Here is a 15,562-nt window from a genome sequence, read left to right on the forward strand (position 1 = left end):
AGAAAACGCAAACCCGAGTGAGTGACATGACCGATCTACCGCCCAAAGACGGAGAAATCCTTGACGACGGCAGTATCGACGCGCGCGATACGTTAAGTACCAATCTGGCCAGCCTGTGGTGGACCTTTCTGCTGCGTGGAATTCTCGCAGGTCTGATCGGGATTGCAGCGCTGTTCTGGCCGACCAGCAGCATCTCATTATTGCTGCGATTGGTAGGGGCGCTGCTGATTCTGGATGGCGCGCTGACCTGGCTGGGTTTTGGGCGGCGCGGGCTGATCGGAGGCGTCGGGATCGGTGCCGCGCTGATCGGTTTGGTGTTGCTGATCTGGCCACAGGGCGTGGCCTGGCTGGCCTTCACCCTCATGGGGGCGATGGCGCTGTTCGTTGCGATCGGCTCGTTCATGGCGCTGCCGCAAATGCATCCACAAGACCCCGAGCGCGCAACGGTGCGTAATTCAGGTATCTTCGCACTCATCGTCGGGCTGGTGCTGATCTTCTGGCCCGGCAGCGGCATGGTGGCGTTGGGCTGGGCAATTGCCTTCTTCGCGCTGACCTCGGCGGTGGTGATGTTCTTTCTGGCGGCACGGTTCAAAAAAGCGGGCGATCGATTGGAGATGAAAACCGTCAACAGATGACGCAACAGGCCGGGCATTGCCCGGCCTGACGTATGAATGATGGCTGTACCACAGCCTGAAGACAGGCGTTAGTTCGAATGGCCGCCTTTGTCCTGGCGCTCAAGATCGACCGGGATCTCGACCGCGACCTCTCCGGCGTTTTCGAAGATCAGTGTGACGGGAACGCTCCCTCCCTGTTCGAAGGGCGCTGTCAGGCCCATGAACATGACGTGATCACCGCCGCGTTTCAGCATGTGGGTTTCGCCCGCCGGAATGGCGAAGCCTTCCTTCACATGCACCATCTTGGCGACACCGTTTTCGTCAACCTTATGAGTGTGTAGTTCCACTCGGGCAGCCGCATCCGAGGTCACGCCGATCAGGCGGTCATCGGTATCGCCTTGATTCTGGATCATCATGAAGGCGGCACCCGCCTTCGCGGTTTTGCCCGAAGACCGTGCATAAGGGTCTTCGACCGAGATGGTATCGGCAGCCAGCGCCGCACCGGTCAGCGAAAAGGTAGTCAGGACTGCAAGCAGGCTGGATTTGAGGGTCATTATGCCTCTCCTTGGTAACTGTCTGATAGAGTTTGGAAACTGGAATCAGGCAGAAACCGGCGGGGCACGAGCTGGGTGTCGCGGCAACGGCGCGGCAATCAGATGCTGGGAAAGGAGCGACGGCGCGGGGAGCGCGCGCGACGGGGCCGGAGGTACGGCAACCGAGGCTTCATGGATCGCGCCCAGAAGGTTGAGCGCATAGTCAGGGCAGTATTGCGGTGCGCGGGTCGGTTGGCCGTCTTCGTCCATATAGACGACGACCGGCCCGCTGCCGGTGCACAAAACCATCTGCCCGACCGCGCGCTCCATACCCCGCGACACGGCCAGTCCCTGCCCGGTGAGGATCACCATCAGGGACAGCGCATAAGGCAGAAATGTGCGGAAAAAGCCTGTCATGTCAGCTTGGTATATACGCCGCCCACTGAACCGGCTTCAAGCGCAAAGCAGTGGCTGAGACAGTATGGCCTAGCTCAGCTTTTCGGCGGCCTGAACGCCTCGGCATTCATCCCCGTATGCAGTCGGTTTACCCGGCGCTGCATCCGGGTGCAGCGGATCACGGCTTTTGCAATTGATCGTGGCAGTAAAAACAGAAAATTCTTTGCTTTGAGTGACATGGTAACCCCCTCAACATGAATATGCATCAACATATGCGATATTCAGCAGGCGTTCTGTGAACAACGTCACGAAGCAGGGCGTTTTATTACCATTTTAGAGACAATCATTCGTACAGGGGCAGCGAATGCAAAAAAGAAAAGCCCCACACCGCAGGGTGCAGGGCTGAATTCTTGCGTGAGAAAGCGCTTAGGCCGAGGCTTGCGCCTTGGCGATTTCTTTCTTCACTTTCAGGGCATTCGCTGACAGCTCGTCATCCTTGGCTTTGGCCAGGAACGCGTCCAGACCACCGCGGTGGTCGACCGAGCGCAGGGCAGCTGCCGAGATGCGCAGCTTGACGCCACGACCCAGAGTTTCCGACTGCAGGGTAACGTCGTTCAGGTTGGGCAGAAAACGGCGACGAGTTCTGTTTTTGGCGTGGCTGACATTGTTGCCAGTCATCGGGCCTTTTCCGGTCAGTTCGCAACGGCGCGACATGGTTTCTTCCTTTGTTTCTGGAGGCCGGGTACAAGACCCGCGGCCAAATCACAAGGGGCGCAACCCGAAGTCGCGCCCGAAAACTGGTTGGATGCGTTTAGTGGGAATCGCGCGAAGGGTCAAGACGGCTGCGGCGAAATCTTTGCACCCGAGTTGAATTCATTTGAGGTCAAGATCGGGGACATCCGCAACAGCGGCTTGTTATTCTTCAAATGCCGCGTGATCAACTGCGCTTGCAGCCGCCTGCCGGGGATCATGCGGGCCGGGTCGGCGCGATAGTCAAGGTCTGTCAGTTCGGGAAAAATCTCGAATATCTCGCGAAGCGACGCGGCGCTCAGCATTTTCAGCGCTTCGGGGCCGGTATAGAGGCTTTCGGTTGGCGCATCCTCGGCAAAGATCACCTGATGGCGGTCGAACAGCAGGTGGTAATACTCGACGCTTTCCACGCTTTCATCAACGTAGATATCCGGCATTGCGGTGAGTTTGATGGCCGGAATCAGAACCTCGGTCGTGCCGAACATGCGTTGGGCGATCTTTGAGTGCACCAGCATCCGATGCTGGCGCGAGACCAGCAGATCGCGATGCGGCAGCCCCTCGCCCAATGCCCCTGCAAGGATACGCACAGGCCAGAGTCTGGGGTTGGCTTCAAGCTGGAAGCGATCAAATTCGCGCCGCCCGATCCAACGGATCGGGTGTAGGCCCTGCCCAAGAGTGTGGACCAGATCACCAGTGCGCAACGACTGGATCAGGGATCGCCCATCCTGTGTCGTGATCAATGTATCGCGCGTGAAACAGGGCATACCCGACCCGTTCTCGAACGCTGAATACGTGACGGTGATGCCTGAAGGCAGGGTAAATGTGCCGCTAGAGACTGAATAACCAACCCCGTCTTCGACCGTAATCACCCCGAAAGTATCGTCCGTGATAACAGTGCCCTCAGGGAGGTTCAGCGTGTCGGTTCCGCTGCCGCCGCGAATGTCACCCGACACCGTGGTGCTGGTGAAATTCAGCGTGTCATTACCGGCACCAAGCCGGATATCGCCGACGGTTGACCCCCTGATATCAACCGTATCCGCATCGGACCCGCTAGCGATGCGCCCGCCAACCGTACTGTTGGTGACAATGATCGTGTCGGTGCCTGCATTGCCCAGGACATTGTTGGCAATGGTGCTATTGGTGATGGTGATATCGTCATCGCCGCCACGGCCGCGGATACCGGTCACCGGAGGCGTCGCCGGGTTTCCGTTCAGAGTACCGTTGTCATTTGTGACATCGATATCGTCGTCGCCGTTGGTACCATTGATATTGGGCATTCTGACGTGTCCCGTTCCTCGGAGAATCCGGGCACGATCCGAGCTGACCAAGCCCTTTCTCAACCCGGTTCAAACGCAGTGACTTACACTCAAACACAACAATATATGTAGCTTTAATACACGATTAGCGGTCAGCGCACCAGCCGCGCACGCATCATACCGCCAGAGTGTTACGCGTCGGACAGCCCGGAGAGGATTTGTTCGGCCGCCGCCGATGGGCTGAGGTGGCCCGCACTGACCTGAGCGCCAAGATCGCTCATCCGACTGCGCATCTGTGGCGTTTCGAGACGCGCAAGCAATGCGTGGCGTACCTCTTGCTCGAACCAGTATTGTGCCTGTGTGGCGCGGTTCGATACCCAATGCCCGGCTTCGCGCCGCCAGGTTGTCAGGGCCTGCATCTCGTCCCAGGCCTGTTCCAGCCCATGCTCTTCAACCGCTGAAACGGTCATGGCCTTGGGAAACCCTTCGGGATCCTGCGGGCGTTTGCGCAGCAGACGCAGCGCGCCCGCGTAATCGGCGCAGGTGCGGGTGGCAGTCGCTTTCAGGTCGCCATCCGCCTTGTTGATCAGGATCATGTCAGCCATCTCCATGATGCCGCGCTTGACGCCCTGCAACTCATCGCCGCCCGCCGGGGCCAGCAGCAGCAGGAACAGGTCAGACATCTCGGCCACAACGGTTTCCGATTGGCCCACACCCACGGTTTCAATCAGCACGACGTCAAAACCAGCCGCCTCACAAAGTGCAATCGCTTCGCGTGTGCGTCGCGCCACGCCACCAAGATGGCTCTGGCTGGGGGACGGGCGGATAAAGGCGTTTTTCTCGCGGCTCAGCCTTTCCATGCGGGTCTTGTCGCCCAGGATCGAGCCCCCCGAACGGGCCGAGCTAGGGTCAACTGCAAGAACCGCAACGCGCAGCCCCAGCCCCGTCAGCATCATGCCGAAGCTTTCGATAAAGGTCGATTTGCCTACACCCGGCGTGCCCGACAGGCCGATCCGCAACGCCTGGCGTCCGGCGCCGCTCAATTGATCCAGCAGCGCGGTTGCCTGCGCTCGATGATCTTCACGCCCGCTTTCGACCAGTGTGATCGCACGGGCCAATGCCCTGCGCTCTCCGTTCAAGATCCTGTCGCCAAGCTCGGCAATGTTCATCGGTAAGTCCCCGGCTGGAATTTGCCCTAGATGAGGGGGGATGACCCGGTTTGTCCAGCCCCAACCGGAGCTGAGTTTGGCGACGCTGGACCTTGGCCGAGGCTTTGGCGATAAGGCGATATGACCCGGTTGCCCATTGATGACGCCATTCCCGATCTTCTGAACGCCTTGCGAACGCATGGGCGCGCGGTGCTGCAGGCGCCGCCGGGTGCGGGCAAGACAACCCGCGTGCCGCTTGAGATGCTGCAGGCCGGTCTGTGCGAGGGCCGGATCGTCATGCTGGAACCCCGGCGGCTGGCCGCCCGCGCCGCCGCCGAACGCATGGCTGAGACGCTGGGTGAGCCCGTGGGCCAGACCGTGGGCTATCGTGTCCGTGGAGACGTGAAAGTTTCAAAGGCGACGCACATCGAGGTTGTGACCGAAGGTATCATGACACGGATGCTGCAATCCGAACCTGACCTGCCCGGCGTAGGTGCTGTGATATTCGATGAATTCCACGAACGGTCCCTGAACGCCGATCTTGGGCTTGCACTGTGCCTTGAGGTGACTGGAGCGTTGCGCGATGACCTGATCTTGCTGGCGATGTCCGCGACGCTGGATGCTGAACCGGTGGGCCAGCTGATGAACGCGCCTCTGGTGACATCCGAAGGGCGCAGCTATCCGGTCGAGACCCGCTGGTTGGACCGGCCTTTGGCGCCGCAGGCGCGGCGACTGGACGCGCTGATCGATCTGGTGGTGCGAGCCGAACGGGAAACCAAAGGGGGCATGCTGGTGTTCCTGCCCGGTGAAGGTGAAATTCGGCGGGCCGAGGCGGCTTTGGCCAGCCGTCTACCCGACACCTGTTTAGTGCGGCCTTTGTTCGGAGCACTGCCCTTTGCCGCCCAGCGCGCGGCGATTGCGCCGGTTAAGCAAGGTCGCAAGGTGGTTCTGGCGACGTCGATTGCCGAAACCTCGCTGACTATTCCCGATATCCGCGTGGTGGTCGATATGGGGCAAGCCCGGCGGGCACGGTTCGATCCCGGATCAGGCATGTCGCAGCTGGTGACCGAGCGGGTGACGCGGGCCGAAGCGACGCAGCGCGCAGGCCGTGCGGGGCGTGTGGCCGAAGGTGTCTGCTATCGGTTGTGGTCCAAGGGCGAAGAAGGTGCACTAGCCGCCTACCCGCCTGCCGAAATCGAGGCTGCCGATCTGACCGGGCTGGCGTTAGAATTGTCGCTCTGGGGCGCAGAACCGGGTGATCTTGCGTTTCTGACCGCGCCGCCCGAAGGCACGCTGGCTGAGGCGCGCGCGTTGCTGGCGATGCTGGGTGCCCTGGATGGCAAAGGCCGGATCACCGAGCATGGGCGGGCACTGGCGGCGCTGCCCCTGCATCCTCGGCTGGGGCATATGTTGCTGCACGCAGGACCTGAGGCCGCGACACTGGCGGCGCTGATGGCGGAACGCGATCCGCTAAGGGGCGCTCCGGTCGATCTGTCTTTGAGGCTTGAGGTGCTGCGGGACGTGCGCGCGTTTCAGCGCAATCGGGTCTGGCAGGTCAACATGGGCGCGCTGGATCGGATCAAGGGCGAAGCAAAACGGTTGCGCGCGCAATCTAAGGATGCGGGCGGTCTGAGCCCGGCAGCGATGGCGGCGCTGGCCTATCCCGATCGCATCGGACAGCGGCGCAAGGGAGATGTCCCGCGTTATGTCCTGTCGGGTGGCAAAGGCGTCGTGCTGGAAGCTGGTGATACGCTGGCAGGTGCGCCATATCTCGTGGTGACGGATACGGATGGGAACCCGCGTGAGGCGCGTGTGCGCATGGCAGCGCAGATTTCCGAGGGGGAAATTCGCGATCTATTCGGCGATCAGATCGCGTGGGTCGACAGCTGCGACTGGTCGAAACGCGAACGCCGTGTCGTGGCGCGCAGGCAAGAGCGGTTCGGAGCGATCACGCTGGACGACCGCATCTGGAAAGATGTCCCCGAGGATGCATTGGCGCGGGCGATGTTGGACGGGGTGCGCGATCTGGGTGTGCGGCTGAACGGGGCCGCAGCGCGATTGGCCGCTCGGGTCGAGTTGATCCGCGCGGAAGGCGCTGATCTGCCGGACTTCTCGGAAACCGGGCTGATGGATACGCTGGAAGACTGGCTGCTGCCGATGCTCTCGGGCGTGCGCAATGCCGATGACTGGAAGCGGTTCGACCTGCTGCCCGCGCTGCGTGCTCGGCTGGACTGGGAACAGATGCATGAACTGGATCGGCGGGCGCCGGGCTCGTTTGTGACTCCGTTGGGCCGCAAGCTGCCAATTGACTATGGCGGTGCGGTGCCCGAAATCTCGGTTCGGCTACAAGAGGTATTCGGCGTTACGCAACATCCGGTGGTTGGGGGCGAGCCTTTGAAGATCACGCTGCTGTCACCGGCCCAGCGACCGATCCAGATCACCCGTGATCTGCCCGGATTCTGGGCCGGGTCATATGCCGATGTGCGCAAGGACATGCGGGCGCAGTACCCAAAACATCCCTGGCCCGAAGATCCAACTCAGGCGGATCCAACGCTGCGCGCGAAGCGGCGCAAAGGCTGAGTTGATCAGGTGGGCGTTGATAAGCCTCATTGGCGGAAACAGTGCAAAGCGCACAAATTGCTGCAAAAATACACGAAACACCGAAAGTTCAGGCCATATTTTGCGGTTATCCGAGGGCGGTATTGTTAACTCAGCAATACATGATTATGTAACTTCTTCGAATTACAAAAAGAACACGCCCGAGCAGGCCTGACATGACGACATGGATACGCAACATCTGGGAAGAGGTCGCGCGACCGCTGATCCAGCGCCCAAGCCGGGTGCAGGTTGCTGCGTTGTGTACCCGCAAGGCAGGTCCCGGTGACGACGTTCTGTTGATCACCAGTCGGGGCACCGGACGCTGGATTATCCCCAAAGGCTGGCCCATTGATGGGCTCAACGGGCCGGAAACCGCATTGCGGGAAGCCTGGGAAGAGGCTGGAGTGCGCGCGACTGAGGTGCAGAAAGATCCCGTTGGTCATTACTCTTACGACAAAAGGTTGGATGACGGCACGGCGTTGCCGGTTATCACCAGCGTTTATCGGATCGAGGTGACCGGACTGGCGGATGTATTCCCCGAGTCCGATCAGCGTAAGCGCTGCTGGGTGTCCCCGAAGGTGGCCGCCGAACGCGTGCAAGAGCCGGAATTGCGCGACTTGCTACTGCAATTGTAACAATATTGTAAAAAACTGATGACAAAGGTTGCCGCGCCCATTGGAACCGTTTAGCGGCGGGCATCATTCAAAACAGCCGTTGTGAACCGATGTCAGACCACCCCACTAAAGCCCGTTGGCACGCACTGGACCGTGACCTACAGCGTATCTCGCGCGTTGAGCACGCCAATGCCCAAGTATCGCGTCCTCTGTTGGCCCCCGGAATTGCACTGGCCTTTATCGCGCTGGCAGGTTTGGCTGCAGCGCTTCTGTTCGGACGGGCCGATGGCGGCGTGATCGTTGTCGCAGCTGCTGCATTCGGCGCTTACATGGCGATCAATATCGGTGCCAACGACGTGGCCAACAATATGGGCCCGGCAGTTGGGGCCAATGCTCTGACCATGGGCGGAGCCATCCTGATTGCCGCCATCGCAGAAAGCGCAGGCGCATTGCTGGCAGGGGGGGATGTGGTTTCGACCATCTCTAAGGGCATCATCGATCCGATGTCGGTGCAGAACAGCAATGTGTTCATCTGGGCGATGATGGCGGCCCTGATATCGTCGGCACTGTGGGTCAATCTGGCTACCTGGGTCGGGGCACCGGTTTCGACCACGCATTCGGTGGTTGGCGGCGTGATGGGTGCCGGCATTGCTGCGGCAGGCCTAAGTGCGGTGAGCTGGGGCACGATGAGCGCGATTGCCGCCAGCTGGGTGATCTCACCCGTTTTGGGCGGGATGATTGCAGCCGCCTTTCTGGCATTGATCAAACACAAGATCCAGTATCAGGACGACAAGATCGCGGCAGCGCGGCGCTGGGTGCCCATTCTGGTTGCCGTGATGGCAGGGGCGTTTGCCACCTACTTGTCGGTCAAAGGCCTGAAGCGGATCGTCAAAATTGATCTTCAATTTGCCCTTTTGATCGGTCTGACCTTTGGCGGCCTGGTCTGGGCTGCGACGGTACCGTGGGTCAAGCGCAAGTCTGAAGGGTTGGAGAACCGGACCCGGTCGTTGAAAACATTGTTTGGTCTGCCTCTGGTGATTTCGGCCACATTTCTGAGCTTTGCGCATGGGGCCAATGATGTGGCCAATGCGGTGGGTCCATTGGCGGCGATCGTGCATGCGGCCGAGTTCGGAGATTTTGCCACGAAAGTCTCGATCCCGACATGGGTCATGGTGATCGGTGCGTTTGGCATCTCGTTCGGCCTATTCCTGTTCGGTCCCAAGCTGATCCGTATGGTCGGCAGCCAGATCACCAAGCTGAACCCGATGCGGGCGTTCTGTGTCGCGCTATCGGCGGCGATCACGGTCATCGTCGCCAGTTGGCTGGGTCTGCCGGTCAGTTCGACTCATATCGCGGTTGGGGCCGTCTTTGGTGTTGGCTTCTATCGGGAGTGGCATGCAGAACGGCGGTGGAAATACTCGAACCGCCAGCGGCCGGCGGAGCTGCGACTGGCGCGCGAGGAACGGCGGCGGCGCAAGCTGGTGCGGCGGTCGCATTTCATGACCATCGTGGCGGCCTGGGTGATCACGGTACCGGCAGCGGCAGTGATGTCGGCGCTAATTTTCTGGGTTTTGACTGCGTTCGCTTGATCGGAATTTGCGAGGCTCTGCCTCGCGCTCCGAGGTATTTTAGGCCAGATGAAGAGACGGATCAGGTTATGATCTGGTCGACTGTGAGCGGCGTGTCCGGTGATTGGTGGATGAGTTGAGAGACTCGGCTATTTATCGGGGTTGGGATCGCGTACTGTTGGCCGAGTTTGATGATTTCGCCCTGTAGACTGTCGATTTCGGTCGGGCGACCCGCCGTCAGATCATAAGCCATCGAGGTGCGCGCATTTGGGTCGATGGTCAGCATTTTTGCCGCAATTCGTGTAAAAATTGGCGTTGGCAGACGTAGAATGTGCGGTGTCATCCATGCGGGTAGTGGCGTTGTGGAGGTGGCCTCGATCTCGGCGACTTTCAAAACACGCTGCGCCTCGGCCATCTGATCAGCCATCAGGCGACGCCAGTTTCGGTCGAGCAGTTGGTTTTGCAAGGTCAGGCCGGACAATGCGTTCAATGCATTGTTGAGGTTGATCACCAGCTTACCCCATTGCACTGCCTCGATCTGGTCGCTTTCGCTGACGGGTAGATCTGGGGCGCTTAGGCGTTCAGCCAGAAACCGGGAGCCATGCTCGATGACGATCTCGCCCGATGTGGCGCGGTGATAGGTTGCCGGGCCCGTCGGCACCACGTTGAACGGCACCATTCCAGCCCGAACGTCGCGTCCGGGAAGAGCGGTGCGCAGGGTGCGGGCGTTCTCGAGCCCATTCTGCCAAGACAGAACCGGGACCGTTTCCGTGGCGTGTGCGGCGATCAGCGTTGCCATCTCGGCGGTCGCGCCGGTTTTTACCGTGACGATGACCAACTCGGCATCCCCAAGACAGGCAGGGTTTTCGCTGAGCGTGAGTTGTGCGGCGGCGACGTGGCGATGCAGGTTCGAGAAATCTGTCACCGTCAGCCCTTGTCCCCGGATGGCGTTCAGCACCCGCGCGCGGCCCAGCAGCGTCACGCTGTGTCCCGCTGCGGCCAGCAATGCGCCGCAAAAGCAGCCAATGCTGCCTGCACCGGCGATGACAATATTCATGGCTAACCTCCGCTGTCCCTGCAAGGATCGCCGGGATCGTTCAACGGAGCCAGCGTGACGTCAGGTCAGACGCGGGCGCGTCTGGGTCGGGTGCGTTCGAGGTCTTCCGAGATCGGAATGAACTCCTGATCATCACCGGGCGGCAGGTGGAAGGCGCCGTTCGCCCAGTCGGCAGTTTTCCATTCGCGTGTGGCCGTTTCTATCTTCTCCCTCGAGGAGGAGACGAAGTTCCACCAGATGTAGCGATCTTCGTTCAGGGTTGCGCCGCCCAGCAACAACAGCCGCGCACCCAGTGGTCCGGCCTTCACGGACAGGTGATCGCCGGGGCGGAAGACCATCATGCGACCCGCCTCGAAGCTGTCGCCTGCGATCTCGACCGAGCCTGTGGTGACATAGACACCGCGATCCTCGTGATTGTCGGGCAGCGGGAAGGAGGCACCCGGTTCTAGCTGGACGTCGAGATAAAAGGTCTCGGACAGCATGGTGACCGGGCTGGTTTCGCCATAGGCGGAACCAAGGATCAGGCGGGCGCTGACGCCTGCATCCTGAATATGGGGCAACGCGCCCTGTTTGTGGTGTTCGAAATCGGGGGCCATATCTTCGTGCGTTTCGGGTAAGGCGATCCAAGTCTGGATGCCAAACAGGCTGTGTTTCTTGCCGCGTGTTTGGTCACTGGTACGTTCGGAATGGGTCACACCACGCCCAGCGACCATCCAGTTGACCTCGCCGGGATAGATCATCTGATGCGTGCCGAGACTGTCGCGGTGTTCAAACTCGCCCTGATATAAATAGGTCACGGTACCAAGTCCGATATGGGGATGCGGCCGTACGTCAATACCGCCTTCGGTGATGAATTCGGCCGGACCCATTTGGTCGAAGAAGATGAAGGGGCCGACCAGTTGCCGTTTGACCGAGGGTAGCGCGCGGCGCACCTCGAACCCGCCCAGATCACGGGCACGGGGGATGATCAGGCTGTCTAGCGCCGGGTTCTCGGACCGGCAGTCGGGTGTATGGGTCGGATTCCAGCTCATTCTCGCTCTCCCTTAGGTCAGGATCTGGCTTGGGCTTCAATATGTTTGATAATGTGGAATATAGTATGATTTATTATCTGGCATAGCGCATGAGTGCACATATACAGTGCACGATGGGCGGAAACGGCGGCAACGCTCACGTGACGGTGATGAAATGACCCGAACTTCAGACCAGCTTAACTCGGCTTTCGCAACAAACGTGCTAGATTGAGTGTCAGGCCAGACACCATGCCCGTTATCGAAAGGAGCCCTCTCGATGTCGCACGTTCTTCTTACCCGCCGCAGCGCGTTGGTTACGGCGGGCTGTTTTGCAGCGCTAGGCACGGCCGGGCTGACCACGCCCGCGCGGGCGCAGGGCGTTGCACCGACCCCGTCCATGCGGGGCGGATCGAACAACTATCGCCCCGGCGCCCCTATTGTGCAGCGCATCGGCGGCGGAGGTTTCTGGATGACCGGCACCGTGCGCCGCGCAGGCGACGGAGCCCCCTTGCCCGGACAGCGTATCCAGATCTGGGCGCATACGACCGAGGGGCACGAGCGCGACCAGCGCAGCCATGGGGCGACGCTGACGGATGCGAACGGTGAATTTCGGCTTGAGATGCCACAAATCGTGCCCGCCTTTGGCCAACCGCATGGGCATCTCGCCTATGACAGCGGCGAATTTGAGACGGTATTCCTGCGCCCGGTGATGTCGAGCGCGAAAGACAAAACGCTTGCCGCGCATTTCGTCTTGCAGCCTGCCTGATACGTGTTGAGGCGCATACTGATCTGGGCAGCGTTGATTGTCGCCCTTCTGGTGCCGGTTATCGCGGCAGCATTCAGCCCTTATCTGGCGTGGCGCGAGCCGATCTACATCCTAGCCGGGTTTGCGGGCATCGTCGGGATGTGCCTTCTGCTGATGCAACCCTTGCTGGCCGGACGCTGGTTGCCTGGGCTTTCACCTGTGCGCAGCCGCTTATGGCACAGGCGGTGCGGTCTGGCCCTTGTCGCAGCGATCGTAATCCATGTGGGCGGTTTGTGGATCACGAGCCCGCCGGATGTCGTGGACGCGCTTCTATTCGTATCAGCCACACCCTTTTCCGTCTGGGGTGTGATCGCGATGTGGACGGGTTTTGCTGCAGCAACGATGGGCGTTCTGCGGCTACGCCTGAACCTGCGATTTCGGCTCTGGCGTCTGGGTCACGCCGGACTGGCAGTGGTGACCATACTGGGCAGTGTCGTACACGCCCTGATGATTGAGGGCACGATGGAGATCATGACCAAGATCGCATTGTGTGTGCTGGTAGTTCTGGCGTGCGTCGCTACGCTCGCCAGATTACGGGTCTGGGAAGTGTCCCGACGCGTTTAGTCCTCCCATACGCATACCGGGGCCGCGTCAGGCTGACAGGCGTTTGGCATAGGTCGCGCGATCTATTTCAACATCCCGCACGGTGATGCTGCCGACCGTGGGCGCAGACGCAGCCAGAACACTCAGAATGATCGCGTTCAACTCGGCGCGCGTTGCCTCATCTCGGCCTTGCAACAACAAGAGCGTGGCATGAATGAAGGTCTGCGGTTCGGTCCCGATGCGGAAATACGGAAACGAGGTGGCACGGATTTTGAGTGTTGGGGCATCGAATTCTTCATGCGCGGCGAGCACGGAATAGAGCTGCTCACAGATGGCTTGAAAATCATGAGTTTTTTCGAGCCCGGCAGAGAATTCCAGAGTGACGTGTGGCATTGGTTGCTCCGAGATTTAAGAGAGCCATCTATGGCTCTCCCAGATTGCTGTCGGCCTCAGACGCCCAGACACCAGCGCATCACGGCTTTTTGCGCATGCAGGCGGTTTTCGGCCTCGTCAAAGATCACCGAGTTCGGGCCGTCCATGACCTCGGATGTGGCCTCTTCTTCGCGGTGCGCAGGCAGGCAGTGCATGAACAACGCGTCTGGCTTGGCATGCGACATCAGCTCGGCGTTGACCTGATAGGGCCGCAGCATGTTGTGGCGGCGCTCCTTCGCGGATTGAGAATCGTGCATTGAGACCCAGGTGTCGGCGACCACGAGGTCGGCCTCTTCAACAGCTTTGTGCGGGTCCCGTTCGATCACGATTTTCGAGCCCTTCTGGCGCGCAAGCCCCATGAATTCTTCTTCTGGGTCCAGCTGCGCCGGGCCGGTGAATGTCAGGTCGAAACCGAATTGACCGGCGGCATGCAGAAATGAAGCGCAGACATTGTTGCCGTCGCCGGTCCAGACGACCTTTTTTCCTGCGATGGGGCCGCGATGCTCTTCATAGGTCAGCACATCGGCCATGATTTGGCAGGGATGTGTACGATCGGTCAGACCATTGATGACGGGAACGTCCGAGTATTCGGACATCTCGGTCAGGATGGTTTCATCAAAGGTTCGGATCATGATCATGTCGACATAGCGCGACAGGACCCGTGCAGTGTCGGCGATGGTCTCGCCATGGCCCAGCTGCATGTCCTTGCCGGACAGTACCATGGTCTGCCCGCCCATTTGGCGCACGCCAACATCGAAGGACACGCGGGTCCGCGTTGATGGCTTTTCAAAGATCAGCGCAACCATGCGGCCTGCCAGAGGCTGCTCGTCGTCGGGGGCGGCTTTGGGACGCCCAAGGCGCGCCTGTTTCATCGCGCTGGCCTGATCGATCATGTTCCGCAGATCACCTGCGTCAGTTTTGTGGATATCAAGGAAGTGGTTCATTTTAATTCACTTTTCAATCAGGCGAGTTCAGGCCGAAGCCATTGCGTTTTCGACTTGTGCCGCAGTTTTCTCGAGGCGGATCAGGGCTTGTGCGATGTCATCCTCGGTGAGGGTCAGCGGCGGCAGCAGGCGGATCACGTTATCTGCGGCGGGGACCGTTATGACCTCGTTGTCATAGCCAGCGTTGACCACGTCGATATTGGCGGGTTTGCATTTCAGGCCAAGCATCAAACCTGAGCCGCGCACCTCCTCGAATACTTCGGGGTGGTCCGCGATCAGGCCTTCGAGCTTCTGACGCAGCAGGCCTGCCTTGCGATTCACACCTTCGAGGAAGGCCGGAGTAGCGACCTGATCAATCACCGCGCAGCCAACGGCACAGCCCAAGGGGTTGCCGCCATAGGTCGAGCCGTGGGTGCCTGCCGTCATGCCGCTGGCGGCCTCTTCGGTGGCCAGAACCGCACCCAGAGGAAAACCGCCGCCGATGCCTTTGGCGACCATCATGATATCCGGCGTGATGCCGGCCCATTCATGTGCAAAGAGTTTGCCGGTCCGCCCAACGCCGCATTGGACTTCATCGAGGATCAGCAAAAGGCCGTTATCATCGCAAATCTGGCGCAAGGCTTTCAGCTCTGCATCCGGAACGGGGCGGATGCCGCCTTCGCCCTGAACCGGTTCGATCAGGATGGCTGCCGTGGTGTCGGTGATGGCGTTGGTGACACCGTCGAGGTCTCCGAATGTCAGATGGACAAAGCCTGGCAGCAGCGGGCCGAAACCTTTGGTCATTTTCTCGGACCCGGCGGCGGCGATACCCGCCGATGACCGGCCATGGAATGAGCCGTCGAAAGTGATGATCTCGACCTTCTCGGGCTGACCTTTGTCATAGAAACACTTGCGGGCCATTTTGACGGCCAATTCGCAGGATTCGGTGCCCGAATTGGTGAAGAACACAGTATCGGCAAAGGTGTGTTCCACCAGCTTGTCCGCCAGTGCCTGCTGTTGCGGGATGTTATAGAGGTTTGAAACATGCCACAGCGCATGCGCCTGTTCCGTCAGGGCCGCCACCAGCGCCGGATGTGCATGACCCAGCGCGTTCACCGCTATGCCCGCGCCCAGATCCAGAAAACGTCGGCCATCCGCCTCGGTCAGCCAGGCGCCTTCGCCCTTCACGAATGTCAGGGGCGCGCGGTTATAGGTCGGCAGAACGGACGGGATCATCGGATCATCCTTTTCGAATAGCTTGAGCCCTGTGAGTGATACACTGGAGCCATGGTCGTCAACTGATTTGGTGGGGTTT

Annotated in this window: 16 protein-coding genes; 6 read left to right on the plus strand and 10 right to left on the minus strand. The window is 60.2% G+C overall.

Annotated elements, in window-relative coordinates; translation table 11 throughout:
• Nucleotides 1-26 precede the first annotated feature (26 nt).
• Complete coding sequence (locus ACR0KC_RS06520) at nt 27-635, plus strand: HdeD family acid-resistance protein (protein WP_480771622.1); 609 nt, start codon at nt 27-29, stop codon at nt 633-635.
• A 68-nt stretch (nt 636-703) separates the two neighbouring features.
• Here ACR0KC_RS06520 and ACR0KC_RS06525 read toward each other — a convergent pair whose 3' ends face one another.
• From ACR0KC_RS06525 to meaB, 5 genes are all read right to left on the minus strand, one after another.
• Complete coding sequence (locus tag ACR0KC_RS06525) at nt 704-1,168, minus strand: copper chaperone PCu(A)C (RefSeq protein WP_170397208.1); 465 nt, start codon at nt 1,166-1,168, stop codon at nt 704-706.
• A gap of 45 nt (nt 1,169-1,213) precedes the next feature.
• A complete protein-coding gene (locus ACR0KC_RS06530) occupies nt 1,214-1,564 on the minus strand; it encodes a glycosyltransferase family protein (protein ID WP_170424215.1) in 351 nt (116 codons plus the stop codon).
• A gap of 405 nt (nt 1,565-1,969) precedes the next feature.
• Nucleotides 1,970-2,257, minus strand: coding sequence for a 50S ribosomal protein L28 (gene rpmB / locus ACR0KC_RS06535; RefSeq protein WP_008756960.1), 288 nt, complete (start codon nt 2,255-2,257; stop codon nt 1,970-1,972).
• 119 nt (nt 2,258-2,376) lie between these two features.
• Nucleotides 2,377-3,570, minus strand: coding sequence for a Hint domain-containing protein (locus tag ACR0KC_RS06540; RefSeq protein ID WP_480771623.1), 1,194 nt, complete (start codon nt 3,568-3,570; stop codon nt 2,377-2,379).
• Between the two features lie 170 nt (nt 3,571-3,740).
• A complete protein-coding gene (gene meaB / locus ACR0KC_RS06545) occupies nt 3,741-4,718 on the minus strand; it encodes a methylmalonyl Co-A mutase-associated GTPase MeaB (protein ID WP_170733232.1) in 978 nt (325 codons plus the stop codon).
• A 120-nt stretch (nt 4,719-4,838) separates the two neighbouring features.
• Between meaB and hrpB the strand changes: the two genes are divergently transcribed.
• The 3 genes from hrpB (at nt 4,839) to ACR0KC_RS06560 (ending at nt 9,498) form a co-directional block, all read left to right on the plus strand.
• Nucleotides 4,839-7,277, plus strand: a complete 2,439-nt coding sequence (gene hrpB / locus ACR0KC_RS06550) for an ATP-dependent helicase HrpB (RefSeq protein ID WP_480771624.1) — start codon at nt 4,839-4,841, stop codon at nt 7,275-7,277.
• A gap of 194 nt (nt 7,278-7,471) precedes the next feature.
• Nucleotides 7,472-7,930, plus strand: a complete 459-nt coding sequence (locus tag ACR0KC_RS06555) for an NUDIX hydrolase (protein ID WP_170511319.1) — start codon at nt 7,472-7,474, stop codon at nt 7,928-7,930.
• Between the two features lie 89 nt (nt 7,931-8,019).
• Nucleotides 8,020-9,498 (plus strand): inorganic phosphate transporter, encoded by a 1,479-nt coding sequence (locus tag ACR0KC_RS06560; protein ID WP_170397220.1) that lies wholly within the window; start codon nt 8,020-8,022, stop codon nt 9,496-9,498.
• Nucleotides 9,499-9,559: 61 nt separating this feature from the next.
• On the opposite strand, the gene ACR0KC_RS06565 is transcribed toward ACR0KC_RS06560, so the two are convergent.
• Together ACR0KC_RS06565 and ACR0KC_RS06570 are read right to left on the minus strand one after the other, a co-directional pair.
• Nucleotides 9,560-10,534 carry a 2-dehydropantoate 2-reductase gene (locus ACR0KC_RS06565; RefSeq protein WP_480771625.1) on the minus strand — a complete coding sequence of 325 codons (975 nt, stop codon included), beginning with the start codon at nt 10,532-10,534 and terminating at the stop codon, nt 9,560-9,562.
• A 65-nt stretch (nt 10,535-10,599) separates the two neighbouring features.
• Nucleotides 10,600-11,565: a pirin family protein gene (locus tag ACR0KC_RS06570; RefSeq protein ID WP_170404212.1), complete on the minus strand. Its 966-nt coding sequence runs from the start codon at nt 11,563-11,565 to the stop codon at nt 10,600-10,602.
• Nucleotides 11,566-11,821: 256 nt separating this feature from the next.
• Between ACR0KC_RS06570 and ACR0KC_RS06575 the strand changes: the two genes are divergently transcribed.
• The gene (locus tag ACR0KC_RS06575) at nt 11,822-12,310 is read left to right on the plus strand and encodes a peptidase associated/transthyretin-like domain-containing protein (protein WP_170397223.1); all 489 of its coding nucleotides are present in this window, start codon (nt 11,822-11,824) and stop codon (nt 12,308-12,310) included.
• A 6-nt stretch (nt 12,311-12,316) separates the two neighbouring features.
• Nucleotides 12,317-12,913, plus strand: a complete 597-nt coding sequence (locus ACR0KC_RS06580; RefSeq protein ID WP_480503800.1) for a ferric reductase-like transmembrane domain-containing protein — start codon at nt 12,317-12,319, stop codon at nt 12,911-12,913.
• A gap of 27 nt (nt 12,914-12,940) precedes the next feature.
• Here the strand turns inward: ACR0KC_RS06580 and ACR0KC_RS06585 are convergent, their stop codons facing one another.
• From ACR0KC_RS06585 to ACR0KC_RS06595, 3 genes are read right to left on the minus strand one after another with little or no spacing between them, the layout of a single operon-like run.
• A complete protein-coding gene (locus tag ACR0KC_RS06585; protein ID WP_480771626.1) occupies nt 12,941-13,285 on the minus strand; it encodes a 5-carboxymethyl-2-hydroxymuconate Delta-isomerase in 345 nt (114 codons plus the stop codon).
• Nucleotides 13,286-13,341: 56 nt separating this feature from the next.
• Nucleotides 13,342-14,268, minus strand: coding sequence for an ornithine carbamoyltransferase (gene argF, locus ACR0KC_RS06590; protein WP_480771627.1), 927 nt, complete (start codon nt 14,266-14,268; stop codon nt 13,342-13,344).
• A gap of 27 nt (nt 14,269-14,295) precedes the next feature.
• Nucleotides 14,296-15,483 carry an acetylornithine transaminase gene (locus tag ACR0KC_RS06595; RefSeq protein ID WP_480705527.1) on the minus strand — a complete coding sequence of 396 codons (1,188 nt, stop codon included), beginning with the start codon at nt 15,481-15,483 and terminating at the stop codon, nt 14,296-14,298.
• Between the last annotated feature and the right edge of the window lie 79 nt (nt 15,484-15,562).

The organism is Ruegeria sp. CF3 (assembly GCF_056537365.1).